Annotated in this window: 15 protein-coding genes; 6 read left to right on the plus strand and 9 right to left on the minus strand. The window is 67.0% G+C overall.

The genetic code is table 11. The features are described 5' to 3' along the window. Positions 1 to 59 precede the first annotated feature (59 nt). From ACIQXM_RS13370 to ACIQXM_RS13385, 4 genes are all read right to left on the minus strand, one after another. On the minus strand, positions 60 to 1577 hold the full coding sequence (locus tag ACIQXM_RS13370) for an APC family permease (RefSeq protein WP_400932259.1): 1518 nt from the start codon (positions 1575 to 1577) through the stop codon (positions 60 to 62). 183 nt (positions 1578 to 1760) lie between these two features. Then, positions 1761 to 2771: a helix-turn-helix domain-containing protein gene (locus ACIQXM_RS13375; RefSeq protein ID WP_400932262.1), complete on the minus strand. Its 1011-nt coding sequence runs from the start codon at positions 2769 to 2771 to the stop codon at positions 1761 to 1763. A 157-nt stretch (positions 2772 to 2928) separates the two neighbouring features. Continuing rightward, a complete protein-coding gene (locus ACIQXM_RS13380; protein WP_400932264.1) occupies positions 2929 to 3525 on the minus strand; it encodes a TetR/AcrR family transcriptional regulator in 597 nt (198 codons plus the stop codon). Positions 3526 to 3568: 43 nt separating this feature from the next. Then, positions 3569 to 5254, minus strand: coding sequence for an amidohydrolase (locus ACIQXM_RS13385; protein ID WP_400932267.1), 1686 nt, complete (start codon positions 5252 to 5254; stop codon positions 3569 to 3571). A 225-nt stretch (positions 5255 to 5479) separates the two neighbouring features. Here ACIQXM_RS13385 and ACIQXM_RS13390 point away from each other — a divergent pair, with 225 nt between their 5' ends. Together ACIQXM_RS13390 and ACIQXM_RS13395 are read left to right on the plus strand one after the other, a co-directional pair. Continuing rightward, positions 5480 to 7447 carry a primary-amine oxidase gene (locus tag ACIQXM_RS13390; RefSeq protein ID WP_400932270.1) on the plus strand — a complete coding sequence of 656 codons (1968 nt, stop codon included), beginning with the start codon at positions 5480 to 5482 and terminating at the stop codon, positions 7445 to 7447. Between the two features lie 11 nt (positions 7448 to 7458). Next, on the plus strand, positions 7459 to 7917 hold the full coding sequence (locus ACIQXM_RS13395) for a hypothetical protein (protein ID WP_400932272.1): 459 nt from the start codon (positions 7459 to 7461) through the stop codon (positions 7915 to 7917). 22 nt (positions 7918 to 7939) lie between these two features. Here ACIQXM_RS13395 and ACIQXM_RS13400 read toward each other — a convergent pair whose 3' ends face one another. The 3 genes from ACIQXM_RS13400 to ACIQXM_RS13410 all read right to left on the minus strand — a co-directional run bounded on the left by ACIQXM_RS13400 (position 7940) and on the right by ACIQXM_RS13410 (position 10431). Continuing rightward, a complete protein-coding gene (locus tag ACIQXM_RS13400) occupies positions 7940 to 8647 on the minus strand; it encodes an NADPH-dependent F420 reductase (protein WP_400932275.1) in 708 nt (235 codons plus the stop codon). A 187-nt stretch (positions 8648 to 8834) separates the two neighbouring features. Next, a complete protein-coding gene (locus ACIQXM_RS13405) occupies positions 8835 to 9350 on the minus strand; it encodes a DUF1269 domain-containing protein (RefSeq protein ID WP_400932278.1) in 516 nt (171 codons plus the stop codon). A 226-nt stretch (positions 9351 to 9576) separates the two neighbouring features. Further along, positions 9577 to 10431, minus strand: a complete 855-nt coding sequence (locus ACIQXM_RS13410; protein WP_400932281.1) for an aldo/keto reductase — start codon at positions 10429 to 10431, stop codon at positions 9577 to 9579. A 176-nt stretch (positions 10432 to 10607) separates the two neighbouring features. Between ACIQXM_RS13410 and ACIQXM_RS13415 the strand changes: the two genes are divergently transcribed. Together ACIQXM_RS13415 and ACIQXM_RS13420 are read left to right on the plus strand one after the other, a co-directional pair. After that, positions 10608 to 11630: a zinc-dependent alcohol dehydrogenase family protein gene (locus ACIQXM_RS13415; protein ID WP_400932515.1), complete on the plus strand. Its 1023-nt coding sequence runs from the start codon at positions 10608 to 10610 to the stop codon at positions 11628 to 11630. A 190-nt stretch (positions 11631 to 11820) separates the two neighbouring features. Next, positions 11821 to 13008 carry a hypothetical protein gene (locus ACIQXM_RS13420; protein WP_400932283.1) on the plus strand — a complete coding sequence of 396 codons (1188 nt, stop codon included), beginning with the start codon at positions 11821 to 11823 and terminating at the stop codon, positions 13006 to 13008. Between the two features lie 5 nt (positions 13009 to 13013). Here ACIQXM_RS13420 and ACIQXM_RS13425 read toward each other — a convergent pair whose 3' ends face one another. Further along, a complete protein-coding gene (locus ACIQXM_RS13425; protein WP_400932286.1) occupies positions 13014 to 13574 on the minus strand; it encodes a TetR/AcrR family transcriptional regulator in 561 nt (186 codons plus the stop codon). 84 nt (positions 13575 to 13658) lie between these two features. On the opposite strand from ACIQXM_RS13425, the gene ACIQXM_RS13430 reads away from it, so the two are divergent. Beyond that, positions 13659 to 14738, plus strand: a complete 1080-nt coding sequence (locus ACIQXM_RS13430) for a hypothetical protein (protein WP_400932289.1) — start codon at positions 13659 to 13661, stop codon at positions 14736 to 14738. A 31-nt stretch (positions 14739 to 14769) separates the two neighbouring features. Here ACIQXM_RS13430 and ACIQXM_RS13435 read toward each other — a convergent pair whose 3' ends face one another. Continuing rightward, positions 14770 to 15357, minus strand: coding sequence for a CGNR zinc finger domain-containing protein (locus ACIQXM_RS13435; protein ID WP_400932292.1), 588 nt, complete (start codon positions 15355 to 15357; stop codon positions 14770 to 14772). Positions 15358 to 15446: 89 nt separating this feature from the next. Here ACIQXM_RS13435 and ACIQXM_RS13440 point away from each other — a divergent pair, with 89 nt between their 5' ends. Continuing rightward, entirely contained in the window at positions 15447 to 16535 is a 1089-nt protein-coding gene (locus ACIQXM_RS13440; RefSeq protein ID WP_400932295.1) for an LLM class flavin-dependent oxidoreductase, read from the plus strand. Positions 16536 to 16558 lie beyond the last annotated feature (23 nt).

The following is a 16558-nucleotide window of genomic DNA, read 5'->3' on the forward strand; positions in this document are numbered from 1 at the left end:
CAGTCAACTGTGTCCTACGACATAGCATCACCGATTGGCTTTGCGTGAGCAGTGCTTGACTAAACGTGCACGCCCTGCGGCCCCTGCCCCTGTGCAGGGGCGGCTTCCGGTGCGTCGCCGCCGTAGCCGATTCCGGCGTAGACCTCCGGACTGCGGCCCCGCAGCCCCACTGCCCACAGCATCCCGAGGACCCCCGGGACCAGGACGATAACCGGCAGCAGCCAGCCCAGGATACTGGCCTCCTGCAGACCGATCAGCACATCGAAGTTGGCCACAACCATCGCGAACACGGCAGCGAGGGCGATGCCCGCCGCCGTCGGCGCCACCAGCCGGGTCCAGATGCCGTGCCCGGCCGCATGCCGGTTCAGGTAGCCAACCACCGCGAAGGATGTCAGGGCCATCAGCAGCACCAGTCCGAAGGCGCCCATGTTCGTGAGCCAGGTGAAGAGCGTCAGCACGGGGAACATCGGCCCGGTCTCATGCCCGTTTCCGGAGACAGCGAAGACGGCCAACACCACGGCGGCGATTGCCGACTGGGCCAGGGAACCGGCCACGGGAGCCTGGGTGCGGGAGCTGGTGCGGGCAAGGCCGCCGGGCAGCACGCCCTCCCGGCCGAGCGCGAAGAAGTAGCGCGCCACCACGTTGTGGAAGGCGACCAGGGCTGCCAGCAGGCTGGTGACGAAGAGCAGGGAGGACAGGTCCACGGCCCAGGCCGGGACGCGTTCGGCCAGGAACGCGAAGACCAGGTCGGGGCCGAGTTCGGTGGTGCGGGCAATCACCTGGCTGTCGCCCTCGCCCACCGCCATCGCCCACGCGGAGAAGGCATAGAAGCAGCCGATGACCACGATCGCAATGAAGGTGGCCCGGCGTGCGGTGGTGCGCGGGTCCTTCACTTCCTCGTTGTAGATGGCTCCGGATTCAAAACCCATGAACGCGGCGATGGAAAAGGCCAGGGCCGCGCCTACGCCGGCGGTGAACAGGCCCGACGGCGCCAGGGACGCGGCGCTGACCCCTTCCGGTGCCGCAGCGACCGAGATCAGGTCGTAGACAATGACCACCAGGAATTCCAGGGCGACCAGGGCACCCAGCACCTTCGCGGAAAGGTCCACCTTGTTCACGCCCAGCACGCCCACCACGAGCCATGCGCCCAGAGCGCAGATCCACCAGGCCGGTTCGGCGCCGGTCAGGCCGGTGATGAAGGAGGAGGAGGCAAAGCCGAACATCCCGTAAATGCCGATCTGCATGGCGTTATATGCCAGCAGGGCCACCCAGGCGGCGCCCACCCCGGCCGGCTTGCCCAATCCGCGGGCAATATAGGCGTAAAACGCGCCGGCCTTGGGCACGTGCTGGCTCATGGCCGAGTAGCCCACGGAGAAGACCAGCAGCACCGAGCCGAGCACAATGAAGGAGAGCGGAATGCCGGTCAGGCCGGTGACCGCATAGTTGCTGGTCACGCCGCCGGCCACCACAGTCAGCGGAGCCGAGGCGGCAATGATCATAAACACGAGCGCCGGCACTCCGAGGCGCCGCCGCCCCAGGGCGGTGCCCGTGCCGGGCTGCTGGGGGGATGTGGACACGGTGATCTCCTGCGGGACGGATTGGAGTTGATGCGCCCGGGGGGCGGGCCTACTCCACTGTGGTCCACGTCATAGTCTGGCGGCTTGGCTTTCAGTGAGCACTGGTTGGCGAACTGTGCATTGGCGTCGGAGTCCTCAGGTGCCGGCGTCCTTAGGTGCCGCGGTCCTTAGGTGCCGGAGCCCTCAGGTGCGCTGCCGGTAGGCGGAGGGGGAGCAGCCGTGTGCGGTACGGAAAATCCGGCTGAAGTGTGCCGGGTCGGGCAGGCCCCAGCGGGCGCCGATGGCCGAGATGGGGACATCCGCCAGCAGCGGATCGGCCAGGTCGTGCCGTGCACCGGCCAGCCGGCGCTCGCGGATCCAGGCGGCCGCGGTGGTGCCGCTGTCTTCGAAGAGTTTGTGCAGGCTGCGGGTGGAAATGTAGTGCGCCGCGGCCACATAGCCGGGGGAGAGGTCGGGGTTGGACAGCTGCCCGTCGATGAACAGCTGAATCCGGCGCAGCATCGGAGCCTGGCCCCCGCCCTCTGCCGCGGGGCTGGAATAGGCCTCATCAGCCAGGAGGGTGGCCAGCAGGTCCACCGTATTCATGGCCAGCCGGTGCGCAATCGGCCCGTCCAGTTCGGGCAGCATTCGTGCGGTTTGGGTCAGGAACGGCACGACGGCGCGGCCCAGCCGGTGCTCCCGCCCCAGCGGCAGGGCGGTCAGTCCGCTCATCTGCTCCGCGGACAGTCCCACCAGATGCTTGGGGAACATCAGCACCAGGGTGGAGAAGCTCTCGTCAAAGCGCAGGGTGTACGGCTGGCCGGTGTCATAAATGGTCAGCTCGCCCGTGGTCAGCACCGTTTCCCGGCCGCTCTGGCGCAGCACTCCGCTGCCGGACAGCTGCAGGTTCAGCTTGTAGAACCCGGATCCGCCGGCGGCAATCAAATCCGGTGTGCGTTCCACGGCGTGGGCCATGGCATCCACCTGCACAATAGCCAGTTCACGCAGCTGGTGGCTGGTGAGCTGCCCGGTGAAGGAGGCCGCGGGGCGGGTTCCGGCCGGGGAAGTTTCAAGCGGGACGAAGGACTGTGAGATCAGGCGTTTCCATTCCGGAAAGGACTGGGCACGGACCACGGGGCCGGCCGGTGCCGTCTCGGGTCCAGGGGCCGATGCGACGGTGGGGCGGGAGGGGGCGGCAGGAAGCAGGGTGGTCATGGCCGTCCTTTCGCTGCCGCAGCTCTTCCGTGAAGCAGATCACGCTAGAGGCAACTTACGCTTTTTCTGTTGAGTTGTCGATAATTTTCTCCGTGTGTCGAACTTCCCGGCGGGGGCGTGAGCGAGCCGGGCTCACAAACCAGCTGATGGAGCCGCATTACCGGCGCAGTAAGTCCAACTGCCCGTCCAGCTGGGCGACGAGCTGGTCGGGGGAGTTGAAGTCCGGATCAAACACCGCAGCCACCTGTGCGCCCAGCAGAAAGGTGAGCAGGGTTTCGGCGAGGGTCTGCACCGGGGCCCGCCCGCCGTCGCCGTCGTCGTCCGCGCCGCGCGCTGCGTCCAGCCATCCGCGGATGCTGCTGCGCCACTGAAGCATCGCCGAATCATTGACCTCAGCCTGCGCCGGATCGTGCAGCGCCAGCTGCCAGAAGGCAATCACCACCCGTGCTTCATCAAGCCGGTCCGCATCCAGGGGAAGGACCTCAAGGCAGAACGCCCGCAGCGCGTCGAAACCGTCCAGCCCCTGAGTGGCAGCAGCGCCGCGGTCATTGGTGCGGGAGAAAACGTGGCGGAAGGTGGCTTCCAGCAGATCCGATTTGGCGGGGAAGTACGGCTTGATCGCCCCGTTGGCATAGCCGGCCTCGGCGGCCACCTCGCGCAGGGTGGCTCTGTCCAGGCCGTGCCGGGCGATCATCCGCCAGGTGGTCTGCACAATCTCCGCCCGCCGCCGTTCATGGTCCACGATCTTTGGCATGCTTCCCTTCCGGCGCCGGCCCCCACGGCCGCCTTTCCACCGCTTATCCTACGGCCGGCAAACTCATCTGCTCCGCTGCCTCGTGCACCAGCCTGCCTTCGAACCAGGTCTGCTGCACCTGCACCGCATGGATCTGTCCGGGGTCAATGCCGAAGATGTTCCGGTCCAGCACAATGAAATCGGCGGACATTCCCTGCCGGAGCATCCCGACCTTCTCTGCCAGCCCCATGGCGGCGGCCGGGTTGCGGGTGAAGGCTGCCACTGCCTGCCGGACGTCCAGCGCCTGCCCGCCGTTGAGTTCGCCGACGACGGCGGGGTCCGGGTTGCGGCGCGTGACCATGGTTTCCAGGCCGGTCCAGGGATCCGGGGTGGGTGCCGAGCAGGGCCAGTCCGACCCGCCGCTGACCAGCGCTCCGTCCAGCAGCAGGTCCTTCAGCGGCCAGGACTTGTTGAAGGTCTCGGCCGGAATCTGCTTGGCGATGCTCTCCTGGATCACCGAGGGGAACCAGATGTAGGGCGAAGCGTCGGGCACCACGCCCAGCGCTGCGAACCGGCGCAGATCCGCGTCGCTGATGTACTCGACGTGTGCGATCTGGAACAGCGGCCCGTCGCCCCGGGTGGCCCGCACCCGTTCCACGGCATCGAGGATCAGCCGCACGGCGGCGTCGCCGGTAGCGTGCAGCTTGGCATGCAGGCCGCGGTCCGCCAGCTCCTCCAGCGATGCCACCAGCTCTTCCAGCCGCCACAGCGGTTCCCCGGTGTGCTGCTGGTCGTGGCCGGCGTGGCTGCACAGATAGGGGTTGAGCATGGCACTGGTACGTGTCATCGGCACGCCGTCCAGGACGTATTTGGAAAAGTCGGGATGCAGGTGGGCGGTGCGGTGGCGGGCGCCGACGTCGTACAGCGCCGCTCCCGTGGTACCGGGTTCAATGAAGGGCCGGGACGGCATGGAGGCCACCACGTGGGCGGTGAGCTCCCCGCGGCCGTCCATGGCGGCGAGGGTTTCCAGGGCGTAGTCCATCGTGGCGGCCTCCTGCACAGCGGTCACGCCGTAGCCGTTGAGGATCTGCACCGCGGTGCGAAAAGCGGTGGCATGGCGCTCGGGGGTGTCATCGATGGAGGCCGCCGCGGCCGCTTCCGCCACCGGGCTGGCCAGCTCCTGCAGAACGCCGGTGAGCTGCCCGGCGTCGTCGCGCACGAAAGTTCCGCCCTCCGGGTCCGGGGTGTCCGCGTCCACGCCCATGAGCTCCAGCGCCCGGGAATTCACCCAGCGGTTGTGCATGGAATCATCGCGCAGCAGCACCGGACGCCCACCGGCGGCCTCGTCCAGGGCCCGCAGGTCCCGGACGGTGAGGTCATCCATGACGGTGGAGCCGACGATGCCGCCGATAACCCACTCGTCCGGGGCCAGCCGCCCGGCCCAGGCCCGCACCTTGGCGAAGATCTCCGCCGGAGAATCGGTGGGCAGCAGCGGCAACTCGAACGCCGCCTGCCTGCCGCCCAGGCCAAGATGGGCGTGCACATCCACGAGGCCGGGCATGGCCAGCCTGCCGTGCAGGTCGACGACGGCGGTTGTCTCGCCGGCCAGCTCCCGGATAGCTGCCTCGTCTCCCACAGCCACAATTTCCCCGGCCCGGACGGCGAAGGCCTCGGCCCACTCGTTCGCGGGATCGCTTGTGTAGACGGGCCCGTTGGTGACGATGAAATCGACAGGTGTTTCCTGGGTCATGGGATTTCCTTACGCGGCTGGAGGGGCGGGCGGCGGTCAACGGCACACATGCTGCTCCACCCAGCTTCGGCGGCGGGCCGCTGCGGGGTCTTGGCAGCGGGCGACAGACTCTTGCCGATGCGCGCAACGCTTTGATGCACGGCTCCGGTTCACCCTTGTAACCTGCGTCACTCACGGTTATTGTCTACAACCATAGAAAAACCGCCTCGCAGAACCGGAGACTCCATGAGCTCGTGCCATTCCGCCGCCAAGCCAGCGCCCGCCGACACCGTTCCCGAACGTGTGCCGGAGCCGGTGAGCGCCTATGCGCTGGCCACCCCGGAGGAAATCACTGCCGTCCGCGAAACCCTCGAGGCGGCCGGCCTGTTCCCGGACACCGCCCGGATTGCCTACCTCGGCCTGGTGGATCCGCCCCGGGGCAGCAACAAAACGGACCCCGAGGCCCGCACGGACCGGCGGTTCCGCGTCTTCCTGCTGGACACCGCGGGCGGCAAGCCGCACGACGTCGTCGTCTCCGCCACCGCCCGCGCAGTAGTGAGCGACACCGTGCTGGACACCGAGGTCACCGGCGAACTGCCCGTGCTGGAGGAGGAATTCGAGGTGGTGGAGCAGATCCTGTCCACTGACCCGGACTGGCTGGCCGCGCTGGAGAAGCGCGGACTCGACGTCGCGCAGGTCCGCGTGGCTCCGCTCTCGGCCGGCGTCTTCGAATACCCCGAGGAAAAGGGCCGGCGCATCCTGCGCGGACTGGCCTTCCTGCAGACGCATGCTGAGGATTCCGCGTGGGCGCATCCCATTGACGGGCTGGTGGCCTATGTGGACGTCACCGCCCGCACCGTGGACTCCGTGCTGGATTTCGGCGCCGTGCCGGTTCCTGAGGAACACGGCAACTACACGGACCCGTCCCTGACCGGTCCGCTGCGCACCACGCAGAAACCCATCAGCATCACCCAGCCGGAGGGGCCCAGCTTCACTGTCACCGGCATTAACCATGTGGAGTGGGAGAAGTGGCACCTGGACGTGGGCTTTGATGTCCGCGAGGGCCTGGTGCTCCACAACATCGGCTTCGAGGACGGGGGAACGGTGCGCCGGATCCTGAACCGCGCCTCGATTGCCGAGATGGTGGTTCCATACGGGGATCCCGCGCCCACCCGCTCCTGGCAGAACTACTTCGACACCGGAGAGTACCTGGTGGGCCAGTTCGCCAACTCGCTGGAACTGGGCTGCGACTGCCTGGGCGAAATCCACTACATTTCACCCACCGTCTCCGATGCGCGCGGCAATCCGCGCACCATCCGCAACGGCATCTGCATGCACGAAGAAGACGCCTCCATCCTCTCCAAGCACTCCGACCTGTGGTCCGGGGTCAATTACACCCGCCGCAACCGCCGCCTGGTGATCAGCTTCTTCACCACGGTGGGCAACTACGACTACGGCTTCTACTGGTACCTGTACCTGGACGGCACCATCGAGTTCGAGGCCAAGGCCACCGGCGTCGTCTTCACCAGCGCCTACCCGGGCAAGGACTACCCCTACGCCTCCGAACTGGCACCCGGGCTGGGCGCTCCGTTCCACCAGCACCTGTTTGGTGCCCGGCTGGATTTCGCGCTGGACGGCGGCCCCGGCCGGGTCGAGGAGGAGGACGCCGTGCGCGTGCCGGTGGGACCGGAGAACCCGCGCGGCAACGCCTTCACCCGCAAGCGGACCGTGCTGGCCCGCGAGTCGGAGGCCGCCCGCGACGCCGCTTCCGCCGTCGGGCGCACCTGGGTGGTTTCCAACCCGGAAAAGACCAACCGCCTGGGCGAGCCGGTGGCCTACAAGCTGCACCCCGAGGGCCAGCCCACCCTGCTGGCGGATGAGGATTCCTCCATCTACCGGCGGGCGACGTTCGCTTCCAAGGCGCTGTGGGTGACACGGCGGGATGAGTCCCAGCGCTACCCGACCGGTGACTTCGTCAACCAGCACTCCGGCGGCGGCGGCGTCCCGGAATGGGTGCAGGCGGACCGCGATATTGACGGACAGGACATCGTCCTCTGGCACACCTTCGGCCTGACGCATTTCCCGCGCGTGGAGGACTGGCCGATCATGCCGGTGGACACCACGGGCTTCAAGCTGCGGCCCGAGGGTTTCTTCGACCGTTCGCCCGTGCTGGACGTGCCCGCGCCGGAATCCGGCGGGCATTGCCACCGGTAGCGGACTCGGCGGTGGCTGGCCCGGGCTTCCATGCCCGGGCCTGCGCCGGGGCGGCCCTGCTCTCCGCCGGACTGCACCTGCAGATGGCCGGACAGCATGCCGGACTGACGGCGGCCGGGATGCTGCTGATGGCGCTGATGTGCCTGCCCTGCGTGCTGCCGTTGTGGCGGTTCGGGTCAGTCGGCGCCGCGCGGATGATGATGGGCGGCGCGCTGGCTATGGTCGCCGTCCATGCGGTGCTGCTGCTGGCAGCGGGCGGGGAAGAAAGCGGGCATCAGCACGGCGGTCTGCCTGCGGTTGCGGGTGCTGCGGACGGCGCCGGCGCCCAATCGACCTTCACGATGCTCGCGCTCGTTGGCTGGGAGCTGACGGCAGCGATGCTCGCCGCCACCTGGCTGCGGCGCATGGACGCTTCCGGCCGACGCCTGGGCTGCAGTTCCCCGCCGATTGCCAGCCGTCAGCGCGGGTGAAACGGCAGGAGGTACCGAGCTCTTAGGCCACGGACGCGGGTGCGTCCGACATTGCCGCCAGCTGCGCTGCGGTGAGCCGGGCTCCGAACGCAGGTCCGCCGGGCTGCAGGAACGCGGTCGCGCTCAGGGAAGCGACCGCGACCGGGTCATAGCCGATCTGATCCACCACAGCTGAAACCAGTGCGACTGCATCCGGCTGGTCACCGGCCACTGCCAGGCCGAGCCGGTCCGGATGGCCGGCCGGACGGCGGTCCGGTTCCAGGCTGGAGTACCCGGTGTGGTTGAAGCTCTTGACCACCGTGGCGCCCGGGAACATCTCCTGCACCACCACGGAGGAGCCGCGTGTCCCCGCAGCGAACGCCGGAATTTCGCCGTCCACGGGCGGCCAATAGTTCATCGCATCCACCACGACGCGGCCCTCCAGCAGGGCCGGGTCAACATTCTGCAGCCGGTGCAGCGGCACCGCGAGGACCACCAGATCCGCGTCTGCCACAGCATCCCGGGTCCATTTCGGCTCGGCACCCGGGGTCACGATTTCAGCCATCAGTGCCAGCTGAGCGGGGTTTCCGGAGGCGGAGAGTGAAACCCGGTGGCCGGCGTCGAGCAGTGAGCGGGCGACGGCGGTGCCCACCCGTCCCGCGCCCACCACGGCGACGTGCAGGTTCTCAGATGGGGAGGGGAAGCCCTGGCTGGCGGCGCCAGGTGCGGTACTGGGGAAATGCGTGGTCATGCTCTCTGCAACCCGGCCGCCGTCGTCGGCATTCCCGGGACCGCTTCACCGCACCGGCTCCAGGACACCGCCGAAATAGCAGAAAGTGCGCTTCCCAGCCCTGGGAAGCGCACTTTCTGCCATCTCGCGTGGCCGTCCCGCCAGTTGTCGCCCAGCAGGACGGGGCGCCGCCGGGACGGTGACTGGGTCAGGAAGCCACAGCCTCCACGATCTTTTCGTCGCCTTCGTTGATGGCCTTCACCACCGCGTCGTAGTCACCTTTGTCGATGGCCTTGTTGATTTTCTTGGTCGCCTTGCTGACGGCCTTGTCCACCCGGTCCAGGTAGTGGTCGTCGACAACCGCAACGAGCGCCGAGGATCCCGGTGCCAGCCATTCGTCCGCCTCCACGCCAATTTTCTTCTCCTCGTGGCGCTTCGCAACGGCACCTGCACCGGCGCCAATCGCGGCACCAATCACACCTGAGAGCAGCAGCGGCGGAGCAAAGAGTCCCACCACCAGTCCGGCAACGGCGCCGGCAGTGGTGCCGCCGCCAACCAGCCTGCCTCCATGCTCTTTCACCTCAACCCGGCCCGAGGCGTCACGGGAGAGGATAACCGCGGCCACCACTCCTTCGTCCATGCTCTTGATGGTCTTGAAATCCTCTGCCGCTGATCCTGCGTCGCCGTATGACGATACAAACAAGGTGTAGTTGCGATCTGACATTTTGAGCCCTTCAGCTGGTGGAGTTGATCACCGAACACCAACGACTGTATGGGGGGCAGGGGAGCAGAATCCGGTCCTTTGGGGTATCCAGCATCGGGATTCGTCAATTAGCGGACGAGCGGCGAAACGTTCGGTATTCTTCCTCAGGACAAGGGCGCGGGGGGCAAAGTGCAGCTGCTCCGAAGCGGAGGGGGCCCTCTGGTCGGCGGAGGACTCGCCCCGGATGTTACTTGCCGCTGAAGACTGGGAACTTGCCGGACTTGCCGTAGTCATTGATGCGCAGGCGCCACAGAGCACTGATGTCCTCGTCGGAGATGGTGAAGTCGACCTGCGCGTTTTCGCGCATGTGCTCCGGGTTGGCGGTCTTGGGCAGCGGAACCGTGCCCATTTGCAGGGCGTAGCGGATGCACAGCTGAGGGACGGTCACGGAGTAGCGTTGTGCCATTTCAATGACGTCCGCGTTCGCGAGGATCTCCCCGTGCGCAATGGGGGAGTAGGCCTCTATGAGGATGCCTTCCCCGGTGCAGTAGGAGAGGAGGTCGTCCGGGGTGTTGCCGATATGGAAGAGCACCTGGTTCACCTGTGGGGAAACCGTGGAGACCGAGACGATATTCTCCAGGTCGGACTGTTGGAAGTTGGAGACGCCGATGGACCGGAGCTTGCCCGCCTGCTGGGCTTCCTCCAGTGCCCGCCATGCCTGCCGGTTGCCCTCGGCGTAGGTGCCGCCGCGCCAGTCATTCCATGGCTGCGGACTGTGGATGAGCATCAGGTCCAGGTAATCCAGGCCCATTGTCGTCAGTGACCCGTCGATCGCGGCCACGGCGCCGTCGTAATCCTTGATCTCGGCAGCCAGCTTGCTGGAGACAAACAGCTCATCGCGCGGGACGCCGCTGCTGCGCACTCCTTCTCCCACACCGTGCTCATTGCCGTAGGCCTGCGCGGTGTCGATGTTGCGGTAGCCGATGCCGACGGCGTCGCGGACGGCCTGTGCAGCGCGGTCGTCCTCAATGAACCAGGTGCCCAGGCCCAGCTTTGGGATGGGAAGTCCGTTGACCAGCATGTAGGTCTCGTTCAGGATCATGGGTCCTGCTCCTTGGAATCGGCGAAACGGTGAGCCCCCACCCCATGCTCCCGCAGCGCGTGCGCCAGCGGAATGCCCGGCCGGCGTCCGCCGCTGCCGGCCGGGACTTCCCGAGCGCGGAGGGCAATGGTCTGCTGGAGAAGGAACTGCACAGGATTCTTGAAGGGAGCAACCCCATGCGAGGAGTAGTTATTCATGCCCCCGGTGACATCCGGGTGGAGGACCGCGCGGACCCGCGGATCATTGAACCAACCGACGCTGTCATCCGGCTCGCCGCAACCTGCATCTGCGGCTCCGACCTCTGGCCATACCGCGGCATCGAAGACGTTCCGGCTGTGGCACCGATGGGTCATGAATACGTGGGTACCGTGACAGAGGTCGGCAGCGAGGTCCGCACGGTAAAACTCGGAGACTTCGTCGTCGGATCCTTCTGGGCCTCCGACAACACCTGTGAGATCTGCCGGGCCGGTTTCCAAAGCCGCTGCGTCCAGGCGCATCCGATGGGCGCGATCGGCACCCAGGCACAGTTCGCCCGGATTCCGCTTGCCGACGGCACTCTGGTGGCTACGCCCGGCCAGCCCGACGCCGACCTGCTGCCGTCGCTGATGGCCGCCTCCGATGTGCTCGGCACCGGCTGGTTCGGTGCCGTGGCCGCCTCCGCCGGTCCCGGCAAGACGGTGGCGGTGGTGGGCGACGGCGCCGTCGGGCTCCTTGCCGTCCTGGCCGCCCGCCAGCTCGGCGCCGAGCGGGTCATAGCCATGAGCCGGAATCCCGAGCGGCAGGAACTGGCGCTCCGCTTCGGCGCCACGGACATCGTTGCCGAACGCGGCGACGACGGCGCGGCCGTCATCAAGGACATGACACACGGGCTCGGGGCACACTCGGTGGTGGAGGCCGTGGGGACACAGGAATCGATGATGCAGGCGGTCCGCTCCACGCGGCCCGGCGGGCACATGGGCTTTGTGGGCGTATCCCATGACGTGGCGCTGCCCGGACTGGAACTGTTCTTCGCCGAGATCAACATGCTCGGCGGGCCGGCACCGGTCCGCCGGTTCCTGCCCGAACTGATTGACCTGATCTGGAACCGGTCCATAGATCCCGGCCAGGTCTTCGACCTCACACTTCCCCTCGAGGACGCGGCGGAAGGTTACCGGGCCATGGATGAACGCCGCGCGGTGAAAGTACTGCTGACTCCATGAATCCTCCTCAGTGCCGTCCCTCCGGGGCCGTCACCCCTATTGCGCGGCGGACATCTGCTGGACACTGAACACATTGGCCCCCGGGACCCGGCGCGCCGGACACGCATGGCAGTCCAGCCGCGGGATGCCGCTGCACCAGCCCTCTGACGAGGACGAACCGGCGAACACAGCACTCCGGAAAGGCATTCCGATGAGACTTTTTTCTCCTGCCCGGCGGGTATTCTCCGCACTTCTCGCCGTCTGCATTCTGATTTTGGCAACCGGGTCAGGTGCGTTCGCTTCGTCCCCGGTTTCCAGCCCACAGTCCGCGCCCTTGGCCGTGGTGAACGACGGCACCGGTCCGCAGTTCTACAGCGGACTGAACATTGACGTCCAGGATGACGTTTCGGGTGACGTCTACGCCTCCGGGCAGAGCGTCACCATCAGCGGAAATGTCACGGGGGATGTGATCGCAGCAGCCCAAACGATCACCGTCACCGGCAACGTCGACGGAAATGTGCGGCTGGCAGGGCAGGACGTGACCATCAGCGGCGACGTTGCGCGCAGTGGAACGATCTTCGCGGCAACCGTCACCGTCACCGGGTCGTTTGGGGAGGATTTGGTGGGGGCCGCAGGTGATATCGCCATCAACGGCGCGATCGGCCGTGATGTCGAGGTTGGCGTTGGAAACCTCTCCATCAGCGGGACGGTCGGGGGCAACCTCACCTACAACTCCGACGAGGAGGCAAACATCTCCCCGGATGCGGTCAGCGGCACCGTGGAACGCATTGCCCCGGAGCCCGAGCAGGAGCCCTCGGCGGGGGAGAAATTCGTGGGATGGCTGCTCGGGCTGCTGTATTCATTGGTTGCGCTGAGCCTTGTCGCGGTGCTCGCAGGCTGGCTCTTCCCCCGTTTGCTGCACCGGGTGACCGACCGGCTCCTGCCTCGGCCATGGAAGGCGCTGCTGGTCGGTTTCGTGGCATCAATCGCCGTACCGCTGGTGGTGCTGCTCCTTCTGGCTACGGTCATCGGAGCGCCCCTGGCGCTGGCAGTCCTTTTGGTTTGGATACTGTTGACGCTCGCAACCTTTGTCTTCGGCGCCTATTTCATTGGCAGGCTCATTTTCCGCGGCAACCAGCATCCGGTGATCAAGGCACTCGTCGGGGGTTTGATCCTCGTTGTCGCCCTGCATATTCCGTGGCTGAACATCGTCGTCTGGCTGGCCATGGTGTTCCTTGGGCTTGGTGCGCAGCTGCTGGCAATCTATGACCGTCGTCCCTGGCGCCGCGTACCGCCGGCTCCCGGCGTCTCCGGCGGTGACCCGCAATGGGGCGACGGCGGGGTGCAGCGAAGGGACGACGGCGGGGGCCAGCCCTCCGGCTCTTACGAAGCCTCGTAGCTGATTCATTCCGCCAGAAAGCGGGCAATCACTGCTGCCGAAGCGTGAAGCTGGTCCGAGAACGAGTCTGCAGGGTGGCTCCTGAGGGCTCGCACGTAAGCGGAGTGAAAGATCCCGGCGGAGAAGACTCCGATGCTGTGGGCGTCTGCAGGGGTGCCGCGAAGGACGAGACCTGCTGCCAGAGCGGCGGCCATGTCGGCCAGCTTTGTCCGCTCGCGTTCCTTGAGCTCGGGACTGCCGTCAATGAGGTCCTGGCGAAGCGCCTGGGCGGCCGGGTCGGTGAGAAGGTACTCGCCCACCTGGATAAGGGCACCCATGACGGCATCCCGTGCTGTCACGTCCGGCGGGTACTCCTCAACCAGCCGGGTAATCCCGGGGAGGTTCGCATGTGAGCCAGCGAAGAGCACCTCGCGTTTATCGGAGAAGTGGCGGAAAAAGGACCGGCGGGTCAGGCCGGCCTTCTCAGCGATGTCAGTGACCGTGACTGCGTCGTAGCCGTGCTGCCGAAACAGCTCGACGGCGGCCGTGACAAGCCGTTCTTGGGGGTCCGGGTTCCAACGAGGCATATGCCCAGTCTATCCATGACGACACTGTGTGTCGTAGGGTGGCCTGACGACACACAGTGTCATAGGCGTGTGAGGGAGGAAGCCATGGATGCCAAACGGACCGATGAGATCTGGATTCTGGGAGCGACGGGCAATGTCGGTCAGGGCCTCGCCGGGCGGCTTGCTGCAGCACGCACCCCCGGAGTGGTCCTGGTGGGCAGGTCGGCAGAGCGGCTCGCCTCGGTCGCCGACAGTCTCGGGGCTCCCGTCCGGACGCGGCAGCTCGCCGACTTTGCCGAGATGCTGACCGCGGTGCAGCGGGATCAGCCGCTCGTCGTCGTCAACCTCCTTGGCTCCTACACTGAGACCGCGATCCCGCTGGCGCAGGCGTGCATGCCGGAGGGCAACTACGTCGACCTCTCGATCGATTTCGACACCCTCTCGGGCCTCGTGGATCTTCATCACGAAGCCCGCGCCGCGAACAGCACGATCATTGGCGGTGCCGGATTCGGGGTGCTCGCCACGGAAGCCCTGATTCTTCGGCTCTGCGCAGGCAAGCCTGCTCCTGAGCAGGTGCAGATCGACGCGCTCAGTTCCTATGCACCCCAGGACGGGGTCATGGGGGAGGCGCTCGCCGTAACCGCAGTCGACGTGATGAGCATGGGCGGACGCGCCTACCGCGAAGGACGCCTCACCCCGGTTCCGCTTGGCTCCAACCTCCGCAAGCATGCGCTCCCGGACGGGACGGCCGTGAAGTCCGCCGCTGTCCCCTCGGGCGAGCTGTTCGCCGCCCGCCGGGCCAGCAACGCGCCCACCATCGACTTCACCTCTGCGCTCGCACCGACGTCACCGCTGATCCGTCCCGCCCTCCCGCTGCTGTCCCGGCTGCTGAAGATCCCGTCGATGAGGCGCCTGATGGTCAGCTCGATGGCGGCAAGCAAGACTCGAAGGGCACCGCGCCCCCGCCCGCACTCGTGGGGACACGCCGTCGTCGACTGGGCTGACGGGACCCGCCGCGAGAGCTGGCTGCGCGCCGGCGATGCCATGGACTACACCGCCGACGTACTCGCCGTCGTCGTCCATGCCCTGCGCAACGGAACGCCACCCCGCGGCGCCTACACGCCTGCCGCCGCCCTGGGTCCCGGCCTCGCCACCGACGCGGGAGCAACCCTCCTGGACGATTGAGGAGTAGGCGGTTGATGTCCGCGAAGCGGGGTCAGGCGCCTTGCAGGGTGCGTTTGCGTGCGTAGGCCCGTGCTGCGCGAACCCGGTCGCCGCAGCGGGTTGAGCACCATTGCCGCCGTGCGTGCGTGCGGAGGAGGAACCTGTTACAGGAATCCGCTTCGCAGGGCGCGAGCTGTGCTGCCTGCTCGCCGCTGAGCAGTGCTGCGGCGTCGTCGGCGATGACCGCCATGACGTGCTCAACAACCTGGGTCACGGGGTGGTCAGCGGAACGGACGAATCCTGCCGCGGGATCAAACCGCAGCAGCAATGCGCCCGGGGCGGAAGCGAGCGCGCGGTTCACCGCGTCCACGGCCGCCGGCGGGGGAGCCTCACCCGCCGTGAAGGCGGTGAACAGAGCACGGAGGTCTGCGCGCAGCGCTGTCAGCCGGCCCCGGCAGTGTTCGTACAGCACGGCGTCGGGCGCAATGAGTCCGTGGGCCTTCAGCCAGGCCACCGCCGCCTCAGGGGTGGCCAGCTCATCATAGGTCTTACCCCCGGGCTGCAGCCCGGCGCTGTTGATCAGCGCGAGGCTGGGATGTTCCTGGGCTCCCGGTGCGGCTGCGGGTACAGATTCAGACATGTTTCTCATGGTATCAGTTTCATTTAACCGTGAGACGCCTGTTATGGTCTTATCACGCTTAAACCTGCACGTTTCCATGAGGAGTTGGTATGCACCACGGTCGATCTTCCGGCACGGCGCCGTTCACGTTGTCCGTCCTGTCCGCAGGCGGCACGGGAGTGGGAATGACCGCTGAGGAAGGCCTTAAAGCGGTCATCTCGCTCGCCCGCACCGCGGACAGCAGGGGATATCACCGGTTCTGGATGTCCGAACACCACGCGATGGGAGCAACCTCCGTGTCGTCCCCGCAGCTGATGGTTGCCCGGCTCATCGCCGAGACTGCGGCCATCCGCCTCGGTGCCGGCGGAGTCATGCTGCCCAACCATTCACCGCTGCTGATTGCCGAGCAGTTCGGGATGCTGGATGCCCTCGCACCGGGCCGGATTGACCTGGGCGTGGGGCGTGCGCCAGGAACGGACGGCGCCACGGCTGCAGCCTTGCGGCGGGGCGCAGATGCCAATGACGGCTTTCCGCAGCAGGTGCTGGAACTGGAGGCGTTCCTGCGGGATGAGTTCCCGTCCGACCACCCGTACCGGCAGGTCCATGCGGTGCCCGGCCCCTGGCAGGCCGGGGAAAACCGGGTAGCACCGTCCGCGGCCCTGCCGGAAATGTGGATCCTGGGTTCCTCTCCCTACTCGGCCCGGCTGGCAGGGCAGCTCGGCCGGCCGTACGCCTTCGCCCTGCAGTTCGGTGACGCGGACATCGACACCGCTCTGCAGCTGTACCGGGACAGCTTCCGGCCCTCCGACGTACTTGCTGAGCCGCGGACCCTGGTGAGCGTGCCCGTGGCCATCAGTGACGACGCGGCGGAGGCCAAACGGCAGGCGGCAACGTCCGCCATGGCGATGCTGCGGATGTTCAAGCGGGAAGGCTACCTGCTCCTGCCGCCGGACGAGGTCGAGGCCTATGAAGCCACCCTGCAGGAGCGGCAGATCCTCGACTCCTACACCAACCGCAGTTTCCACGGGAACGCCGCTGCCGTGGCCGACCGTCTGGAAGCTCTCTGGAAGCGCACCGGCGTCGATGAGGTGATGCTCGTTGTCGGCGGGCACTCGACTGAACTCGATGAGGAAGGCATCAACCTCCTCGCCGACCACTACTCGCTGCCCCGGCCGGCTACGCTGCCGGCAGCCAGTTAGTACACCTGCTCAAAAATGTCAGC

It is taken from the genome of Arthrobacter sp. NPDC097144 (assembly GCF_044762205.1).
In the GTDB taxonomy this organism is placed as follows: Bacteria; Actinomycetota; Actinomycetes; order Actinomycetales; family Micrococcaceae; genus Arthrobacter_B.

Coding starts and splice junctions, on each gene's coding strand:
- ACIQXM_RS13430 (WP_400932289.1), top strand. CDS start 13,659: ATGGATGCCAAACGGACCGATGAGATCTGGATTCTGGGAGCGACGGGC.
- ACIQXM_RS13415 (WP_400932515.1), top strand. CDS start 10,608: ATGCGAGGAGTAGTTATTCATGCCCCCGGTGACATCCGGGTGGAGGAC.
- ACIQXM_RS13405 (WP_400932278.1), bottom strand. CDS start 9,350: ATGTCAGATCGCAACTACACCTTGTTTGTATCGTCATACGGCGACGCA.
- ACIQXM_RS13380 (WP_400932264.1), bottom strand. CDS start 3,525: ATGCCAAAGATCGTGGACCATGAACGGCGGCGGGCGGAGATTGTGCAG.
- ACIQXM_RS13420 (WP_400932283.1), top strand. CDS start 11,821: ATGAGACTTTTTTCTCCTGCCCGGCGGGTATTCTCCGCACTTCTCGCC.
- ACIQXM_RS13385 (WP_400932267.1), bottom strand. CDS start 5,254: ATGACCCAGGAAACACCTGTCGATTTCATCGTCACCAACGGGCCCGTC.
- ACIQXM_RS13425 (WP_400932286.1), bottom strand. CDS start 13,574: ATGCCTCGTTGGAACCCGGACCCCCAAGAACGGCTTGTCACGGCCGCC.
- ACIQXM_RS13400 (WP_400932275.1), bottom strand. CDS start 8,647: ATGACCACGCATTTCCCCAGTACCGCACCTGGCGCCGCCAGCCAGGGC.
- ACIQXM_RS13375 (WP_400932262.1), bottom strand. CDS start 2,771: ATGACCACCCTGCTTCCTGCCGCCCCCTCCCGCCCCACCGTCGCATCG.
- ACIQXM_RS13440 (WP_400932295.1), top strand. CDS start 15,447: ATGCACCACGGTCGATCTTCCGGCACGGCGCCGTTCACGTTGTCCGTC.
- ACIQXM_RS13390 (WP_400932270.1), top strand. CDS start 5,480: ATGAGCTCGTGCCATTCCGCCGCCAAGCCAGCGCCCGCCGACACCGTT.
- ACIQXM_RS13435 (WP_400932292.1), bottom strand. CDS start 15,357: ATGTCTGAATCTGTACCCGCAGCCGCACCGGGAGCCCAGGAACATCCC.
- ACIQXM_RS13410 (WP_400932281.1), bottom strand. CDS start 10,431: ATGATCCTGAACGAGACCTACATGCTGGTCAACGGACTTCCCATCCCA.